This window comes from Caulobacter sp. SL161, assembly GCF_026672375.1.
In the GTDB taxonomy this organism is placed as follows: domain Bacteria; phylum Pseudomonadota; class Alphaproteobacteria; order Caulobacterales; family Caulobacteraceae; genus Caulobacter.
The window spans coordinates 1295433-1311452 of the sequence record NZ_JAPPRA010000001.1 but is presented as its reverse complement, the minus strand read 5'-3'; the positions used below and the strand labels follow the sequence as shown (position 1 = coordinate 1311452).

General features: G+C 69.1%; 14 protein-coding genes and 3 pseudogenes. 13 read left to right on the top strand and 4 right to left on the bottom strand.

The features are described from left to right. Positions 1–117 precede the first annotated feature (117 nt). From OVA11_RS06400 to OVA11_RS06385, 4 genes and pseudogenes are all read left to right on the top strand, one after another. Positions 118–338 (top strand): annotated as a pseudogene (locus OVA11_RS06400) (hypothetical protein). Positions 339–396: 58 nt separating this feature from the next. After that, positions 397–585, top strand: coding sequence for a hypothetical protein (locus OVA11_RS06395; RefSeq protein ID WP_268066692.1), 189 nt, complete (start codon positions 397–399; stop codon positions 583–585). A gap of 105 nt (positions 586–690) precedes the next feature. After that, a complete protein-coding gene (locus OVA11_RS06390) occupies positions 691–822 on the top strand; it encodes a hypothetical protein (protein WP_024265586.1) in 132 nt (43 codons plus the stop codon). A 39-nt stretch (positions 823–861) separates the two neighbouring features. Further along, complete coding sequence (locus OVA11_RS06385; protein WP_268066691.1) at positions 862–1176, top strand: hypothetical protein; 315 nt, start codon at positions 862–864, stop codon at positions 1174–1176. Between the two features lie 4 nt (positions 1177–1180). On the opposite strand, the gene OVA11_RS06380 is transcribed toward OVA11_RS06385, so the two are convergent. Next, positions 1181–2242: an articulin gene (locus tag OVA11_RS06380; RefSeq protein ID WP_268066690.1), complete on the bottom strand. Its 1062-nt coding sequence runs from the start codon at positions 2240–2242 to the stop codon at positions 1181–1183. Between the two features lie 141 nt (positions 2243–2383). Between OVA11_RS06380 and OVA11_RS06375 the strand changes: the two genes are divergently transcribed. The 7 genes and pseudogenes from OVA11_RS06375 to OVA11_RS19785 form a co-directional block, all read left to right on the top strand. After that, positions 2384–3541 carry a DUF3089 domain-containing protein gene (locus tag OVA11_RS06375; RefSeq protein WP_268066689.1) on the top strand — a complete coding sequence of 386 codons (1158 nt, stop codon included), beginning with the start codon at positions 2384–2386 and terminating at the stop codon, positions 3539–3541. Positions 3542–3601: 60 nt separating this feature from the next. Further along, entirely contained in the window at positions 3602–5530 is a 1929-nt protein-coding gene (cobT, locus tag OVA11_RS06370; protein ID WP_268066688.1) for a cobaltochelatase subunit CobT, read from the top strand. Next, positions 5527–6605, top strand: a pseudogene (locus tag OVA11_RS06365) (esterase-like activity of phytase family protein). The gene cobT and the pseudogene OVA11_RS06365 overlap by 4 nt, the downstream one beginning before the upstream one ends. Positions 6606–6813: 208 nt before the next feature. Further along, on the top strand, positions 6814–7113 hold the full coding sequence (locus OVA11_RS06360; RefSeq protein WP_268066687.1) for a hypothetical protein: 300 nt from the start codon (positions 6814–6816) through the stop codon (positions 7111–7113). Positions 7114–7388: 275 nt separating this feature from the next. Next, complete coding sequence (locus tag OVA11_RS06355) at positions 7389–7679, top strand: hypothetical protein (RefSeq protein WP_024265585.1); 291 nt, start codon at positions 7389–7391, stop codon at positions 7677–7679. Between the two features lie 216 nt (positions 7680–7895). Further along, positions 7896–9821: a TonB-dependent receptor domain-containing protein gene (locus OVA11_RS06350; protein WP_268066686.1), complete on the top strand. Its 1926-nt coding sequence runs from the start codon at positions 7896–7898 to the stop codon at positions 9819–9821. Positions 9822–10205: 384 nt separating this feature from the next. Next, positions 10206–10289: pseudogene (locus tag OVA11_RS19785) on the top strand (hypothetical protein); the annotation flags it as partial. 161 nt (positions 10290–10450) lie between these two features. Here OVA11_RS19785 and rpmB read toward each other — a convergent pair. Then, a complete protein-coding gene (gene rpmB, locus OVA11_RS06345) occupies positions 10451–10750 on the bottom strand; it encodes a 50S ribosomal protein L28 (protein WP_010918547.1) in 300 nt (99 codons plus the stop codon). A gap of 265 nt (positions 10751–11015) precedes the next feature. Here rpmB and OVA11_RS06340 point away from each other — a divergent pair, with 265 nt between their 5' ends. Continuing rightward, complete coding sequence (locus OVA11_RS06340) at positions 11016–11513, top strand: DUF3617 domain-containing protein (protein ID WP_268066685.1); 498 nt, start codon at positions 11016–11018, stop codon at positions 11511–11513. Between the two features lie 254 nt (positions 11514–11767). Here OVA11_RS06340 and OVA11_RS06335 read toward each other — a convergent pair whose 3' ends face one another. Next, entirely contained in the window at positions 11768–12343 is a 576-nt protein-coding gene (locus tag OVA11_RS06335) for a methylated-DNA--[protein]-cysteine S-methyltransferase (protein WP_268066684.1), read from the bottom strand. Between the two features lie 80 nt (positions 12344–12423). On the opposite strand from OVA11_RS06335, the gene OVA11_RS06330 reads away from it, so the two are divergent. Then, a complete protein-coding gene (locus OVA11_RS06330) occupies positions 12424–14058 on the top strand; it encodes an amidohydrolase (RefSeq protein ID WP_268066683.1) in 1635 nt (544 codons plus the stop codon). 38 nt (positions 14059–14096) lie between these two features. On the opposite strand, the gene OVA11_RS06325 is transcribed toward OVA11_RS06330, so the two are convergent. Further along, the gene (locus OVA11_RS06325) at positions 14097–15971 is read right to left on the bottom strand and encodes an ATP-binding protein (RefSeq protein WP_268066682.1); all 1875 of its coding nucleotides are present in this window, start codon (positions 15969–15971) and stop codon (positions 14097–14099) included. Positions 15972–16020: the final 49 nt, after the last annotated feature.

Genomic DNA, 16020 nt, shown 5'->3' with positions numbered 1-16020 from the left:
GGGGTTCCGCAGCGACGTCCTCGCCCTGATGGCGCCGAACGCCCTTGACGACAACCAAAAGTCGAAGATTCTACTCCTGCATCTCTCGCCGTGATCTCGAACGCGGAAAACCCCATGATGACACCCGCCCCCCGCACAAAGGCCTTTGCGAGGCGCTGGAAACTAGACCTCATCTTCGTGGTGCTATTGCCATTGCTCATTGGTCTGGCGTGGGGCCGGTCGAGCGACGTTTTCCCTGACCAACCCTACGCTTTCGGCGCCGTCGTGACCCTCCTCGTTTGGGCCGGCGCGCTCTGGCTCGTCCTCGCGGGCCGGGCAAGACGCCGCGCAGTCCATAGCGATCTACGCGCCGGGCGGGACGTCGACGGGACGTCAGACGCGCAGAAGGGGTGACCCGTGCGATACTTGGCTCAGAACATCCTCACAATGCTGCACGCCCTGGCCGTCGTTCTGGCGCTGATCGACAAAGAGGCCAGCTGGGTCACGCTGACGCTCTTCTTTGCCATGGTCCCGTTCTATGCTCTGGGCGTCAGAGTGGCGGGCGACTGGGTGGCGGCGCGATTTAAGCTGGCCGGCGCCAGGTAGATCGGGGCGAACTTTCTCCCCCCTCGCCGGGTCAATGGGTCGCGGAGCCAGGCGCGTGGTTCGGCGTTAACCTCTGGCTCGGAAATCAGGGCATGGAGGCGCCCAATGTCGTTCGTGCGTTTGCAGTCTTCACACCATCGCCGCCGACTGCCCCGCCCGTCGGTGGTGATCCTGGGCCTGTCGGTCTGGCTGGTGCTGGGCCTGATCAGCCAGGCGGCGTTCCGGCTGATCGGCTAGCCCCTTTCGGACACCCTCTGGCAAGGCTACATCCAGCGGATGTTCCGCCAGCGCCCCGACGCCGATCTGATCGTTCAAGGCTGGGTCATCGGCGTGATGGTCGAGATCCCGGGTGAGCGCGCGCCGGTGCGCCACTACTTCGCCGTCGGCAAGGCCGACCGGGCCCAGGCCGAATGGACGGCGGTGGACCTGGCGATGAACGCCGGCCCCGTGGCGTCCAGCCCCGTCGGCGGCCACGAGCCGGTCGAGGCCCTGCGCGAGATCGTCGCCTACCGGATGCGCGACCTGGGCCTCAAGCCCGGCGAGGCGCGGGCCCTGGGCGACAAGAACCCGCGCCGCTGGCTTTCGCTCTAACCGGTCAGTGGCGCTTCTTGCCGCCGCAGCCCGAGCAGCCGCCGCCCCCGCCGCCGATGCGGATCGAGGTCGAAGCCGTCGCCGACGCGGTAGCCGAAGCGCTCGCCGAGGCTGAGGCGCCGCCATAAGCTGCGCCGCGCCAGCCGCCGCCACCGACCAGGCCAACCCCGCCATAGCCGCCGCCGCGACCGCCGGAAGACTGGCCCAGATAGCCCAGCGGCAGGGGCGGAAGCTCGGCATAGCCGTCATCGTGCTCAGAGTAGGATGAGCGTTCTTCGTAGCGCTCGTCGCGATGCTCGATCACCCCGCCATAGCCGCAAGGGCTGGCGCAGGGCGTCGGCGCCGGGATCGGTGCGCAAGGATGGCTGCAGCGGGGCGGCGGCGCGGGCCGCCAATGGATATCGCAACGGCTGGCGCACGGCGCAGGCTGCGGATAGCCGCAAGGACCAGCGCAGGGCGCGGGGCGCTCGACATAGCCGCAGGGCTGAGCGCAGCCCGGGGCCGGCGCCGCAACCGGGCGGTCGACATAGACATAGATCGGCACCTGGATGATCTTCTCGACCACCTCGGCGGGCTTGTCGCCGGGCACGGGGCGGTCGACATAGACCGGCTTTTCCACGACCTTTTCGACGATCTTCTGCACGGGAACTTCGACCCGCTTCTCGACCACCTTCTCAACGACGACGGGGCGGTCGACATAGATCTTCTTCTCGACCGTGCGGTCGACGTAGACCTTCTTCTCGACAGGCACCTGGACCAGCTTCTCGACCGGAACCTCGATGCGCTTTTCCACGACCACCGGGCGCTCGATGATCACCGGCTTTTCGACCACCTTCTCGACGATCTGGGTGGTGGGGCGGTCGATATAGACGGGCACGCGCTTTTCCACGACGACCGGGCGATCGACATAGACGATCTTGGTGCGCGGCTTGGGCGTGGCCTGTTTTGGGACCGGGCTGCGCGTCGGCGCGCCGGGGAAGCCGTCGGCCAGGACGGGCGCGGCGCTCAACGACAGCGCGGCGAGCGTGGCGACGCCCAGTCGGCAAAGGGTCTTGAAGCTGATCACGGACGCGCGCTCCTGCTGGCCGTCCCGAACCGGGACGCGGCTTCGCCGTCGCGCAACGATCGGGCCAAGCCCCCTTGGCGACCGTCGTTCTTTTGAGCATTGTCGCGCCCAAACGAGCGTTTGAGCGTGGGAGGAAACGGGATGAAGCGGACTTTGACGGGCCTGGCGGCGATGGCGGTGCTGGGGCTGGCAGGCGCGGCGAACGCGCAGACCGTAGCGCCGGCGCCCAACGACTACGGCAAGCCCGAGTCGTGGCTGTGCCTGCCCGGCCGCGCCGACGCCTGCGCCGTCGACCAGACCACGACGATCGTCCCGGCGGACGGCAAGACCTCGGTCGAGACCTTCAAGGCCGCGGCGGCGCCGGCCTATGACTGCTTCTATGTCTATCCGACGGTGTCGACCGATCCGGGCGGCAACAGCGACATGACCATCGACGAGGCCGAGCGCCGGGTGGTCGAGCAGCAGCTGGCGCGCTTCGCCTCGACCTGCCGGGTGTTCGCGCCGATGTACCGCCAGGTGACCCTGGCGGCCCTGCGCGCGGTGATGCTGGGCCAAGGCGCGCCGGGCAATGCGGCGCTGGCCTATGGCGACGTGCGCGACGCCTGGATCTGGTACCTGCAAAACGAGAACAAAGGCCGCGCCGTGATCCTGATGGGCCACAGCCAGGGCGCGCGCGTCCTGCAGGGGCTGCTGGCCAACGAGGTCGACGGCAAGCCCGTCCAGAAGCAGATGATCGCCGCCTACATCATCGGCATGAACACCCCGGTCGAAGGCGGCAACTACGGCTCGATCCCGCTGTGCGACAAGGCCGATCAGGCCGGGTGCCTGGTGACCTATGTCTCGTTCCGCGAGGCGAGCCCGCCGCCCCCCGTCAGCCGCTTTGGCCGAACCGACGCCGAGGGCCGCCGCGCCGGCTGCGTGAATCCCGCCGCCCTGCTGGCGGGCAAGGCCTCGGCCGATGAGGCGCCGCTGCAGGCCTATCTCAGCGCCAAGGGCTTCGGCGCGGTGTCGGGCGCCACGCCCAAGCCGTTCGCCAAGGATCTGACGGTGTCGACGCCGTTCGTGTCGATGCCGGGCCTGCTGTCGGCCAAGTGCGTGGCGCAGGGCGACTTCACCTATCTGTCGGTCAAGGTGAACGCCGATCCGGCCGATCCGCGCACCGACGAGATCAGCGGCGACGTCGTTGTCGGTCCCATCACCCTCAAGGACTGGGGCCTGCACCTGATCGACGTGAACCTGCAGATGGGCGACCTGGTGGCCCTGGCCGGCCGCCAGGCCAAGGCCTACGGGGTGAAATAGCGCTCATCGGGCGCGCGGCGTTCCTTGTTTTCCCCGCCCGGCGCCTTTAACTCGAACCCCATGGCCTCCAAGCCCGAAAGCCCGACCGAACCCTTCAAGCGCGCCCTGGCGCACGCTGCGCGCTCGCTCGCCGAGACGCCGGACCTGGAGGTCGTGTTCTCGGGCGATGGTCCCCAGCTTCTGGGCAACCGGGCGGTGCTGCCGCACCCGCCGCGCGACCTCAGCAGCAAGGAAGCCGCCCGCATCCGGGGTCTGGCCGACCAGATGGCCCTGCGCCTGGCGCACCACGACCCGCTGGCCCACGCCCGCGCGCGGCCCAGCTCCCCAGACGGCCAGGCCGCCTTCGAGTCGATCGAGCAGGCGCGGCTGGAGGCGATCGGCGCCAACGCGCTTGGCGGCGTGCGCGCCAACCTGACCGCCGCCCTGGAGGCGCGGCTGGAAAAGCAGGGTCTGACCCGCGCCGTGGCCACCGACCGCCAGTCCGCGCCGATGGCCGAGATCCTGGGCCTGATGGTGCGCGAGCGCCTCACCGGCGACGCCCCGCCCGACGGCGCCAAGGCGCTGGTCGACATCCTGCGCCATGACATCGAGGCCCGGGCCGGCAAGGACCTGGATCGGCTGGCCGCCGCCATCGACGACCAGGCGGCCTTTGCGCGCGTGACCCGCGAGATCCTGCGCGACCTTGATCTCTCCGAAGACATGGCCGACGCCACCGAGAGCGCCGACGAGGAAGACGGCGAGGACGACGCCCCCACCGAGAACTCAGACGAGGATCAGGGCGAGGGCGAAGGCGAGCAGCAGGAAGGCTCGGCCCCGCAGGAGAGCGAGGCCACCGACCGCGAGAGCGAGTCCGGCGACGAGGAGATGGTCCAGTCGGACCAGGAAGGCGAGCCCGAGGAGTCCGACGAGAGCCCCGAGATGGGCGACGGCGCCAAGCCGGCCCGTCCCGACACCAGCGCCGGCCAGGGCGGCGAGCCGCAGTACAAGATCTTCACCACGGCCCATGACGAGATCATCGACGCCGAGGACCTGTGCGACGCTGAGGAGCTGACGCGCCTTCGCGCCTATCTCGACCAGCAGCTGACCGCGCTCTCCAGCGTGGTCTCGCGCCTGGCCAACAAGCTGCAGCGCCGCCTGCTGGCCCAGCAGAACCGCTCGTGGACCTTCGACCTCGAGGAAGGAATGCTGGACGTCGCCCGCCTGACGCGGGTGATCATCGACCCGACCGCGCCGCTGTCGTTCAAGCAGGAGGAAGACCAGGAGTTCCGCGACACGGTCGTGACCCTGTTGATCGACAATTCCGGCTCGATGCGCGGGCGCCCGATCATGGTGGCGGCGATCTGCGCCGACATCCTGGCCCGCACCTTGGAGCGCTGCGGCGTCAAGACCGAGGTCCTGGGCTTCACCACGCGCGCGTGGAAGGGGGGGACCAGCCGCGACGAGTGGATCAAGGCCGGCAAACCCGCCGCGCCGGGCCGCCTGAACGACCTGCGCCACATCATCTACAAGGCCGCCGATGCGCCTTGGAGACGCGCGCGCAAGAACCTCGGCCTGATGATGCGCGAGGGACTCCTCAAGGAGAACATCGACGGCGAGGCGCTGATGTGGGCCCACCAGCGGATCATCGCCCGGCCCGAACAGCGCCGCATTCTGATGGTGATCTCCGACGGCGCGCCGGTGGACGACTCCACCCTCAGCGTCAATTCGGGCCACTATCTGGAGCGTCACTTGCGCCAGGTCATCGCCGAGATCGAGGGCAAGAGCCCCGTCGAGCTGATCGCCATCGGCATCGGCCACGACGTCACCCGCTACTACCGCCGCGCCGTCACCATCGTGGATGTCGAGCAGCTGGGCGGGGTGCTGGTCGAGCAGCTGGCGGCCCTCTTCGAAGAAGAGCCCCGGCAGATCGCCCGCACGCGCGGCCTCCTGGCCCCGCCGCCGGTGGTCACGCCCCAGGTCTCAAAGACGGCGGCTAAGGTCCCCGCGTGATCGGTCTGCGTACGGCGCTTGTGCTGGGCGTGGTCGCCGGCCTGGGCGGCATGGCCACCCAGTGCGCGCCGCGCCGCCCGCCGGTCGTGGCGGCTCCCGCCCCGGTCAAGGTCGGACCCGAGATCGCCCTCACCGCCACGCCGGTTCCGCTGGACGCCACGAACGTCGCCAAGACCACCCTGGACGGCGGCTTCACCTATGCCGGCGGCCTGGTGCTGACCAGCGCCACGACCACGCGGCTGCACGGCCTGTCGGACCTGGCGGTCGGCGCCGAGGGCCAGCTGATGGCCCTGACCGATGACGGCGACCTGTTCGAGGCCAAGATTCAGCTGGACGCCAACGGCCGCCTGGCCGGGCTCACCGACGGCAAGCTGCGCCCGCTACGCGGCCTGGACGGCCAGCCGCTCCAGGGCAAGGAGCAGGCCGACGCCGAGGGCCTGGCGGTGCTGCCCAATGGCGACCGGCTGGTCAGCTTCGAGCGCGATCACCGTGTCTGGCTCTATCCCGTCACACCGGACGGCGGCTGGGGAACGCCCCGCCCCGCGCCCAAGCCCGCAACCGTGCTGCCCGACAACGAAGGGCTGGAAGCCATCGCCGCCTATCCGTCCGCCGGACCCGACGCCTATATCGTCGGCGGCGAGGAGGGCGAGGTCTGGCTTTGCCGCCTGTCGGCCGACTGCAAGGCCCTGCCGCCGCAGTCGGGCCCGGACTTCACCTGGGGCCTGTCGGGCTTCGCCCCTTCGCCGGCCCAGCCATCGCCACCCTGCATCGCGGCTTTGATCCGGTGCGCGGCTGGCGCGCCATGGTCCGCTTCGTGGCCGACCCCGCCGTGCCCGTCGCCCGCCAGCGCATCTCGGCCACCTTGCGCCTGGAGGGCTCGACCACGCGCGACAATGTCGAGGGCGTGGCCCTGACCCGCTCGCCCTCGGGCGGCACGCGCGTCTATCTGATCTCCGACGACAACGCGACCGAGAGCCAGCGCACCCTGCTGCTGGCCTTCGACTGGGTCCCGCCGCCGCCCCCGCCGGCCTTACCGCCCAAGCCCGTCAAGAAGAAGCCGGTCCGCAAGCCCTGAGCCGGCGGGTCCGCACGCCGAAACTGGTTTCGTTGGCAACGAAATGGTACCGCTAACATTCTCGTGAGATCACGCTCTTCGCGCTTGCAGTAGACACCGGTGTCATACACTGATGGCGGTGACGGACGACGAGGCGAGATCCTGGGGGCCGTCAGAGGAACGCGTCGGGAGGCGGTTGCACTCAACCTCCTTTCCGGGACTACCCAAAATGATCCGTCTGCTCGTTATCGCCATCACCGCCCTGATGGCCACCACCGCCGCCAACGCCGGCGAAATCACCGTCAAGGTTCGCGGCCGCGCCGCGCCGGTCGTCCACGCTGAAATCGTCAGCGCCGCCCAGCAACTCTGCAAGGAAGACCTGGCGGGCAATCCGAAGGCCTCGGACCTGACCCCCTACTGCATCCGCGAAGTCACGCGCGACGCCGTGGTCCGCGCCAAGAACCCCGAACTGCGCGCCTACGACAAGACCAAGGGGCGCACCGCCTATCTGCGCCTCGCGGCGCGCTAAGGGCCACGCCCTCGCCTGAGATCGGCCCGCGAGCCCCCCGCTCGCGGGCCTTTTTCGTGCGCGCAGGCCCGCCCAGGCGCCTCCGCCCAGCCTCAGCTGCGCTGATAACGGCGCCGCAAAAATTTCATGCGTGCGCCGCAACATAATCATTGATCACTCAAAAAAGCGCCGCTATACGCTCAGTGACGGCCCAACAGGCGACAGACCGGGGACCGGCCGTCAGAGGAACGCGTCTGGAGGGGGTTGATCACAACCTCCTTTTTGGACACTTCGACATGATCCGCTCGCTCGTTCTGGCCGCCTCGGCCATCGCCACCCTGGTCGCCGTTCCGGCCTCGGCTCAAGAAGTCCGCGTCAAGGTCGCCGGTCGCCCGGCCGCCGAAGTCCGCGCCGACATCGTCAAGGCGGCCTCGACCGTCTGCTGGAAGGACGTCCGTGGCGAAGCCCTCGCCGGCTACCTGTACCCGGCCTGCATCCGCGCCTCGGTCAACGACGCCGTCACCAAGCTCAACAGCCCGGCCCTGACCGCCTACAACACGGCCAACCCGGCTGTCGTTTCGCGCTAAGCGAAACCTTCAAGTACCAAGCTTTCAAAACCCGCCGCGGCAGAGGTCGCGGCGGGTTTTGCTTTGTCCGGACCCGGCGGGCGACGCGCGTCACGCTTGCCAAACCCGCGTATTTGCCCCATTGCCCCTGTTACAGAATAACAGGGGGAGCCCTCAGGATCACGCGCCAGACCCGCGCGGGAACCGCTCGCCCTGGCCCTTGCGAGTGCGTTCGACATGCGTTTCCCCTCCCGCCGCCTGACGGCGATTCTCCTGGCCTCCGTATTCGCCGTTCCGGGCGCGGCGCTGGCCCAGCGCGTGGGCGACAACGCCGTCGCCGGGGCCGAGGACGCCTTCGGCGCCAGCATCGGCAATGAGCGGGTGGGCCTCTACAGCGCCAGCGAGGTGCGGGGCTTCTCGCCGATCACCGCCGGCAACATCCGGCTGGAAGGCCTGTATGTCGACCGGCCGGCCAGCTTCACCGACCGCCTGGTGGCCGGCAATGTCGTGCGCGTGGGTCTGGCGGCGCAGAACTACCTGTTCCCCGCCCCGACCGGCGTGGTCGACTTCCGCATCCGCCCGTCGGGCGACCAGCCGGTGCTGAGCGTGCTGGCGGGCTATGGCGCCTTGAACGGCGGCCGCATCGAGCTGGACGGTCAGCTGCCGGTCTCGAACACGCTCAGCCTGTTCGGCGGCGTGGCCGGCTTCGACGATGAGTACGGCAGCGGCGCGGACGCGGTCTATGCGTCCTACACCCTGGGCGCGCGCTGGCGTCCGACCCCCGGCGTCCAGGTCCTACCGTTCTGGAGCCGCGTCGACACCTGGAACCGCGAGATGGCGCCGATCTACGTGGCCGCGCCCGGCGTGCTGCCGCAAGAGGTCGCCCGTCGCCGCTATGTCGGCCCCAGCTGGGCCGACAACCGCAATGTCGCCACCAACAGCGGCCTCATCGTCCACGCGCCGCTGCCCGCCAGGCTTGGCCTGTCGCTGGGCCTGTTCCGCTCGGAGCAGGACACGCGCGAGAACTACGCCCACGTCCTGACCGGAATCACCGCCGACGGCCTGGCGACCCGCCGGATCAGCCGCGATCCGCAGCAGAGCATCGTCTCCACCAGCGGCGAGGCCCGGATCAGCCGCATCCTCATCAGCGGCGAGTTCTCGCACGGGCTGCACGCCTCGGTGCGCGGCCGGGTGCGCGACAGCCTCTATGGCGGCGGCGGCGCCTACACCTACGGGACCGTGCGCCTGGAGGATCCGATCAACACCCCGCCGCCGGCCTTCGTGCTGGGCCCCCGCACCGCCGAAAAGGTCAAGCAGTGGACCGGCGGCGCGGCCTATGACCTGCGCTGGCGCGGTCGCGGCTCGCTGATGCTGGGCCTGCAGCGCACCGATTATGACAAGACCGTCCGTCGCCCCGGCGTCGCGCCCGCCCTCACCCATGACAGCGCCTGGCTCTATAACGCCGCCGCCTCCTGGACCCTGACGCGGCGGCTAGCCCTCTATGGAAGCGTCACGCGCGGGCTGGAGGAAAGCGGCGTCGCGCCCGACAGCGCCGCCAACCGCACCCAGGCCCTGCCGGCCATCATGACCGACCAGTGGGACGCGGGCGTGCGCTGGGTCCTGCCGGGCGACCTTCGCCTGGTCGCCGGCGCCTTCGACGTCCGCAAACCCTATTTCGCGCCGGACGAGGTCAATGTGTTCCGCGAGATGGGCGTGGTGCGCCACCGGGGCCTGGAGGTCAGCCTGACCGGCGCGCCGATCGAGGGCCTGAACCTCGTGGCCGGCGCGGTCCTGATGCGGCCCCGGGTCACCGGCGAGCCGGTCGCGCAAGGCCGCCTTGGCCCCAAGCCGGTGGGCCAGACGGCCGCCACCCTGACCCTCAGCGGCACATGGGCCATGCCGGTCGAGGGCCTGGCCCTGACCTTCGCCGCCAATCACCACGGCCGCCGCACCGCCGACCAGCTGAACCGCGTCTCGACCCCGGCCGCGACGATCTGGGACGCGGGCTTCCGCTACCGCTTCGACATGGGCAAGACGCCCGCCCTGCTGCGCCTGCAGGTGACCAACCTGACCAATGTCTTCGACTGGCGCGTGGTCAGCAGCGCCACCTACGACGTCAACGCCCCCCGCGCGGCGGCGCTGTTCCTGACCATGGACTTCTGAGGGCGGGGGGCGGAGGCCAGGAAGGTCGGGCTTGTGGAGGGACGCCGGCGACGGGTCCCGACCCCGGACGGCCGTTCGCACAATCCGGTTTTGAAGCAACCTTCAGGTGAATATGCTAGTGAGGCTTCTCTTTCGCGAGCAATGCCCAGGGCGTTACAATGCTTCAGCCAAACGACGGCTCCCGCAATTGGACGGCTATAATTGGCTTGGCTTTCGTCATAGCCGTTTTAGCGGTCGTGCTATGGCAATCCGCCAACGGTCAGGACGTGACGATTGGGGTTAAGGGGATTGGCCAAGTGCCCGTCGCTTCGACCTCTCCCGCCCGATAGCCCCCCATTGCGGAACTACATTCCGTCGTCATCCCGCGCTTTATGCGCGGGACCCATGGTTCAGCTTCCACGTGAGAGTCTAGACCTGCTCCGCACTTGCGGCGGACAGATGGGTCCCGCGCATAAAGCGCGGGATGACGGAGTTCTGGATTGGATCTGAGGTCCGCCCCGTCCCCCTTCTGTGAAGTTGGCCGCGTCCGCTTTCACGTGACGAACCGCTGTAACGACCCACGACGAAAAACCCGCCGGGATCACTCCCGACGGGCTTTCAAAGTCGTCAGCCTTGAAGGTCTGGAAGCCTTAGGCGGCCTGAGCGGCGGCCTTGGCCTTGGCCTTCACCTGGGCCTTGATCTTCAGGGCGCGCGGCGACAGCTGCTCGTCCTTGGCGCCCAGCAGGAAGGTGTCCAGGCCGCCCTTGAAGTCGAGCGTGCGCAGAGCCGCGTTGCTGATGCGCAGCTTGAAGCTCTGGCCCAGCGACTCCGACTGGAGCGTGGCGGGCGACAGGGCCGGCAGGAAGCGGCGCTTGGTCTTGATGTTCGAGTGGCTCACATTGTGGCCGACCATCGGACCGATACCGGTAAGTTCGCAACGGCGCGACATGGTGGTTACCTTGGCTTGGGCGAAGCCCCGCCCTCTTGAGAAGAGCCTGGCCCGCTAAGATATGAATTCGGACACGCGAACCGAACGAGCCGGCCGCGCGAGAGCGGGCGATATAGGCGAAGGCCCGCCCTTGAGTCAAGGCTGGTCTGGGTTTGAGCGCGCGCGCTGACTTCGCGGCCGCAAAGCAACCCGCCCCACCCGCGCCGCCTTCAAGCACGGTTCATCTGGCGCCCTATATAGAAGTCGCCTGAAGGAGACCCGCCCCATGCGTTCGACCACCCTCGCCGCCTGCGCCCTGACCCTCGCCGTCGGCGTCGCCACGGCCGGATTCAGCCTGGCCCCGCCGATGGCCAGCGCGGCGAGTCGCGTCGCGACCCCGGTTGCGCCCCCCGCAACCAGCAAGACGACGATTCTCCCGGGCCACTGGGAATATGACTACCGGATCGGTCCAATCCCGGCCGGCAGCGAGACCCGCTGCCTGAAGCCCGCCGATGTCGAGCAGTTCTCGCGCGGCATCTGCACCCGCAAGTACCGCTGCGACTACACCACCAATGTGGTCCAGAACGGCAAGATCCGGCTCAAGGGCGCGTGGACCGACAAGAAGGACCGCGTCGCGCCGGTGACCGCCGAGGGCAGCTACACGCCCGAGCGCTTCAAGCTGAACATCCAGCTGAAGACGATCAACGGCCTGCCGCTGGCCGGAACCATGACCGCCAAGCGCCTGTCAGCCGACTGCCCGCCCGACCAGACTGCGGCCAAATAGCCGGAAGGCGTGAAAGCGATTTGTGGTTAATCGGGTTTAAGCTACAATAGATAGTAGGGAACAAACACTGAATCGGCGAACGTCGCTGATTCGGTCCTGATTCGTTTCGCCCCTGTTCGGCGAAGCGTTAGCGCGCGTTAAGCCGCCGTCAGCGGTTTCCAAAAGGATCGGCGCCGTTCACGAATCCCTCTCTCTTCGAGAGAGGGACCTTGTTGGGCTGTTGGCGTCGGTCCGCAACGGCTCGAAGCCGCCCCCTACCCGCCCCTCGGCGGCGCGACCGAGAACTCCAGGTCAAACAGCGTCGGCGCGGCGCTGGTCTTCGCCTTCTCGAGGGTCAGCAGCCGGGCCTTGGTCTCGGCCCCGCCAGAACCCGAGAAGCCGCCCAGGCTCCCCGACGAGCCCAGCACCCGGTGGCAGGGCACGACGATCGGCCAGGGGTTCTCGCCCAGGGCCTTGCCGACGGCGCGCGCGGCGCCGGGTTCGCTCATGGCGCGGGCCACCTCGCCATAGGTCGAGGTCTCGCCAGGGGTGATGGCCCGGGCGATCGCGTAGACCCGCAGGTTGAAGGCGCTCTGGCCCTCCACGTCCAGGACGATGTCGGCCAGGTCGTCGCGGCCGCCGGCCAGGAGGTCGCGAATGCGGTCGATGACGGCCTCGATCTCCGGCGGCGGGTCGGTCTCGACGGCGTCGGGGAAGCGCTTGCGCAGCCGCGCCCAGGCCGCGCCGGGCGTAGCCTCGGGCAGCTGCACGCCGATCAGGCCGCGGTCGCCCCAGGCGAGGCCGCAACGGCCGATCACGGTGTCAAAAAGCGCGAAACCCTGGGTCGGCATGCGGAAAAAATAGCAGGCCTGTTGCGAGTTGGCAGGAGCGGCCCCTACGATTTCCGAAACTTGCTGATCGGAGATCGCCCGTGCGCCGTTTCGTTCTCGCCGCCCTGCTGGCCGCGACCTCCTTGACCACGGCCCAGGCCGGCGACCTCTTGATTCACGGCGGGCCGATCCATACCGGCGTCGAGGCCGCGCCGACGGCCGAGGCGGTGCTGATCCGCGACGACAAGATCCTGTTCGTCGGTCCGCTGGCCGCCGCCAAGGCCAAGGCCGCCAAGGATGTCCGCGCCATCGACCTGAAAGGGGCTGCGGCCTATCCGGGCTTTGTCGACGCCCATGCCCACCTGACAGGGATCGGCCTGCGCGAGCTGACGCTGAACCTGGATCAGGTCAAATCGGTCGCCGAGCTGGCCGCCACGGTCAAGGCCTACGCCGCCGCCCACCCCGAGGGCGCGATCTATGGCCGGGGCTGGATCGAGACCCACTGGCCCGAAAAGCGCTTCCCCACCAAGGCGGATCTCGACGCCGCCGCGCCGGGGCGGATCATCGTGCTGGGCCGCTCGGACGGCCACGCCAGCGTCGTCTCCAGCGCCGCCCTGGCCAAGGCGGGGATCACGGCCGCCACGGTCTCGCCTCCCGGCGGCGACATCCTCAAAGGTCCCGACGGCCAGCCCGACGGCATGCTGATCGACCACGCCCAGGCCCTGGTCCGCGCGGTCATTCCGCCGCCGAACGAGGCCCTGAAGCGCGAGGCCCTGCGCAAGGCCGGCCAGCTCTACGCCGCGCGCGGCTGGACGGGCATGGCCAATATGAGCGTCATGGCCGAGGATCTGGCATTGCTGCGCGATGAGGCCGCCAAGGGCGCCTTCCATATCCGCATCGATAACTACATGGATCCCAGCGGCGCCGAGGAGGTCCTGACCAAGGGGCCGCAGACCGACGCCACCGGCCTGATCCGGTTGCAAGGCATCAAGCTCTATATGGACGGCGCCCTGGGCTCGCGCGGCGCGGCCCTGCTGGAGCCCTATAGCGACGCCGACACCCTGGGCCTGCAACTGACCCAGCCCGATCGGGGTCTGGCCTTGATGAAAAGGGCCAAGGCCGCAGGGGCCCAGGTCGCCATGCACGCCATCGGCGATCGCGGCAACCGCCTGGTGCTGGACTGGTTCGAGCAGAGCCTGGGCGCCGACGCCAAGGCCGCGCGCTGGCGCAACGAGCACTCCCAGATCGTGGCCGACACCGACGTGCCGCGCTTCGCCAAGCTGGGGGTCATCGCCTCAATGCAGCCCAGCCATGCGATCGGCGACCTCTTCTTCGCCCCGGCGCGCCTGGGCAAGGCGCGCCTGCACGAGGGCTATCGCTGGGCCGACTTCCTGAAGGCCGGCGTCGTGGTGGCGGCGGGCTCGGATGCGCCCGTCGAGGTCGGCGACCCGCGCATCGAGTTCTACGCCGCCGTCTATCGCCACAGCCTGGACGGCTTCGCCAACGCCGACTGGCATCTCGACCAGGCCGTCAGCCGGGCCCAGGCCCTGAAGATGCTGACCCTGGCGCCCGCCTACGCGGTGTTCCGCGAAAAGGAGCTCGGTACGCTGGAAGTCGGCAAGAAGGCTGACGTGACGGCCTTCAGCAAGGACCTGATGACCATCCCGCCCCAGGAGATCCTGACCGTCGATCCGGTCCTGACGGTGGTGAACGGCAAGGTGGTGTTCGAGAAGTAGCCGCTCTGTTCGGCGGGCCATCCGGCGCCAGAGCCCCCTCAGGCGGCGCGGTCGCCCGTCAGCGCGGCCTGCAGGTCGGCGATCATGATCGGCTTCTGCACCACGCCGTCCATGCCGGCGGCGCTGTAGGCCTCGATCTGATGGGGCATGGCGTTGGCGGTCAGGGCGACGATCCGCGTGGCGGGAAGGCCGCGCTCGGCCTCCAGTCGGCGGATTTCCAGCGTGGCGTCGACGCCGTTCTTCAGCGGCATCTGGATGTCCATCAGCACCAGATCCCAGCCGCCGGCGCTCCAGGCCCGCACCACGGCCTCGCCGTCGGTCACGATCACCGGATCGATCCCCAGCGCGTTGAGCACCGTCCGCACGACCCGCTGATTGGCCTCGTTGTCCTCGGCCACCAGCACGCGCAGCCACGGGTCCCGGCCGCCCTCGCGCTCAATCGTCGCATCGCGGGTCATCGGCAGCGCAACGGTGAACGTACTGCCCTGGCCGACCTGGCTTTCGACCTCAAGCCGGCCGCCCATCAGGCTCGCCAGCCGGTAACAGATGCTCAACCCCACCCCGGCGCCGCCGACCGCGCGGGTCGAGGCTTCATCGGCCTGGGTGAACACCTCGAACAGGCGGGGCAGCGTCTCGGCGTCAATGCCCATGCCGGTGTCGACGACGGACAGGATGACCGAGCCCGTCCCCGCCGACGCCTTGACGCGCACATGCCCGGCGGCCGTGAACTTCAGAGCGTTGGCGACCAGATGGTAGAGGATCTGGTGCAGGCGGCGCGCGTCGCCCAGCCAACGGCCGGCGGCGCTGGGGTCGATCTCGATGTCCAGCGCCACGCCCTTGTCCTCGGCCATCAGCGTGGCCGCATCGCACGCTTCGCCGATGGTCGCGGCGAGGTCGAAGGGCTTGCTCTCCAGCCGGATCGCGCCGCGCTCCAGATCCGACAGGTCGAGAATCTCGTTGAGCAGCATCAGCAGCACCGAACCCGAGCTCATGATCAGCTCGACCCGTTCGCGTTGCGCGGGGAGCATCGGCTCCCGCAGCAGCGACTGGCTCATCCCCAGCACCCCATTGAGCGGCGTGCGCAGTTCGTGGCTCATGTTCGCCAGGAAGCGTTCCTTGAGGCGATTGGCGCCTTCGGCGGCCTCCCGCGCGAGGGTCGCCTCACGCAGGGCGTTCTGGAGGTCGGCGTCATAGGCCTCCAGCGTCGCCAGGAGGTGATTGAAGCGCTGGGTGAGCAAGCCCAGTTCGTCATCGCGCGCCACCGGGACCCGGGCGCTGAAATCCTTGGAGGTGGCGGCCTGATCGACGGCTTCCACCAGCGCGCTCAGCGGGGCCAGCGCCTGACGGGTCAGCCGCCGGGCCATCAGACCCGCCCCCGCCAGGGCGGCGGCGGAGAGCAGCAGAGCGATGGCGATGTTGACGACACGCGAGACCAGCAGATCCTGTCCATCGACCAACACCGCGATGGAGCCGACCTGCGCGCCGTCAACCCGGATCGGCGCGAAGGCCTCGAGCTGGAGCCCACGATAGCGGAACTCCGGCGCCGTCACCGGCCTGACCGGCGGCGCGCCGAAGGTCGCCCCCGGGCTTGCGAACCGCATCTCGCGCCCCTGGGCCGGCGCATAGGCCACCGCAACCTTGCGATCACTGGAGGCGATGAGCTCTCGAATGGTGTCGACCGCCGCCACCTCCTTGCGCGCGACATGGGCGTGGGCGGAGCGCGCCAGGGCGTCCGCCAGGACCAGGGTTTCATGCGCCAAGGCTTCGCGGTCGACCCGCCAGTTTCGCCACTGATAGACCGAGAAGGCGGCGAGAAGGGCGATGATGGTCGACAGCAACGCCACGCCGACGATCTGCGCCTCAAGGCGGCGCTTGCCACGCGGCGGAGAGACGGCGTCCGGACCCGCAGTCATTCGCTCGACATCCCGTGTTGAGGGCCAGGCTGCATTGTGTTGGCGGCTA

Bases quoted from the DNA above. Each gene is read 5' to 3' on its own strand.
- OVA11_RS06390 (WP_024265586.1), top strand. From the start codon at position 691: ATGTCGTTCGTGCGTTTGCAGTCTTCACACCATCGCCGCCGACTGCCC.
- OVA11_RS06385 (WP_268066691.1), top strand. From the start codon at position 862: ATGTTCCGCCAGCGCCCCGACGCCGATCTGATCGTTCAAGGCTGGGTC.
- OVA11_RS06375 (WP_268066689.1), top strand. From the start codon at position 2,384: ATGAAGCGGACTTTGACGGGCCTGGCGGCGATGGCGGTGCTGGGGCTG.
- cobT (WP_268066688.1), top strand. From the start codon at position 3,602: ATGGCCTCCAAGCCCGAAAGCCCGACCGAACCCTTCAAGCGCGCCCTG.
- OVA11_RS06360 (WP_268066687.1), top strand. From the start codon at position 6,814: ATGATCCGTCTGCTCGTTATCGCCATCACCGCCCTGATGGCCACCACC.
- OVA11_RS06355 (WP_024265585.1), top strand. From the start codon at position 7,389: ATGATCCGCTCGCTCGTTCTGGCCGCCTCGGCCATCGCCACCCTGGTC.
- OVA11_RS06350 (WP_268066686.1), top strand. From the start codon at position 7,896: ATGCGTTTCCCCTCCCGCCGCCTGACGGCGATTCTCCTGGCCTCCGTA.
- rpmB (WP_010918547.1), bottom strand. From the start codon at position 10,750: ATGTCGCGCCGTTGCGAACTTACCGGTATCGGTCCGATGGTCGGCCAC.
- OVA11_RS06340 (WP_268066685.1), top strand. From the start codon at position 11,016: ATGCGTTCGACCACCCTCGCCGCCTGCGCCCTGACCCTCGCCGTCGGC.
- OVA11_RS06335 (WP_268066684.1), bottom strand. From the start codon at position 12,343: ATGCCGACCCAGGGTTTCGCGCTTTTTGACACCGTGATCGGCCGTTGC.
- OVA11_RS06325 (WP_268066682.1), bottom strand. From the start codon at position 15,971: ATGACTGCGGGTCCGGACGCCGTCTCTCCGCCGCGTGGCAAGCGCCGC.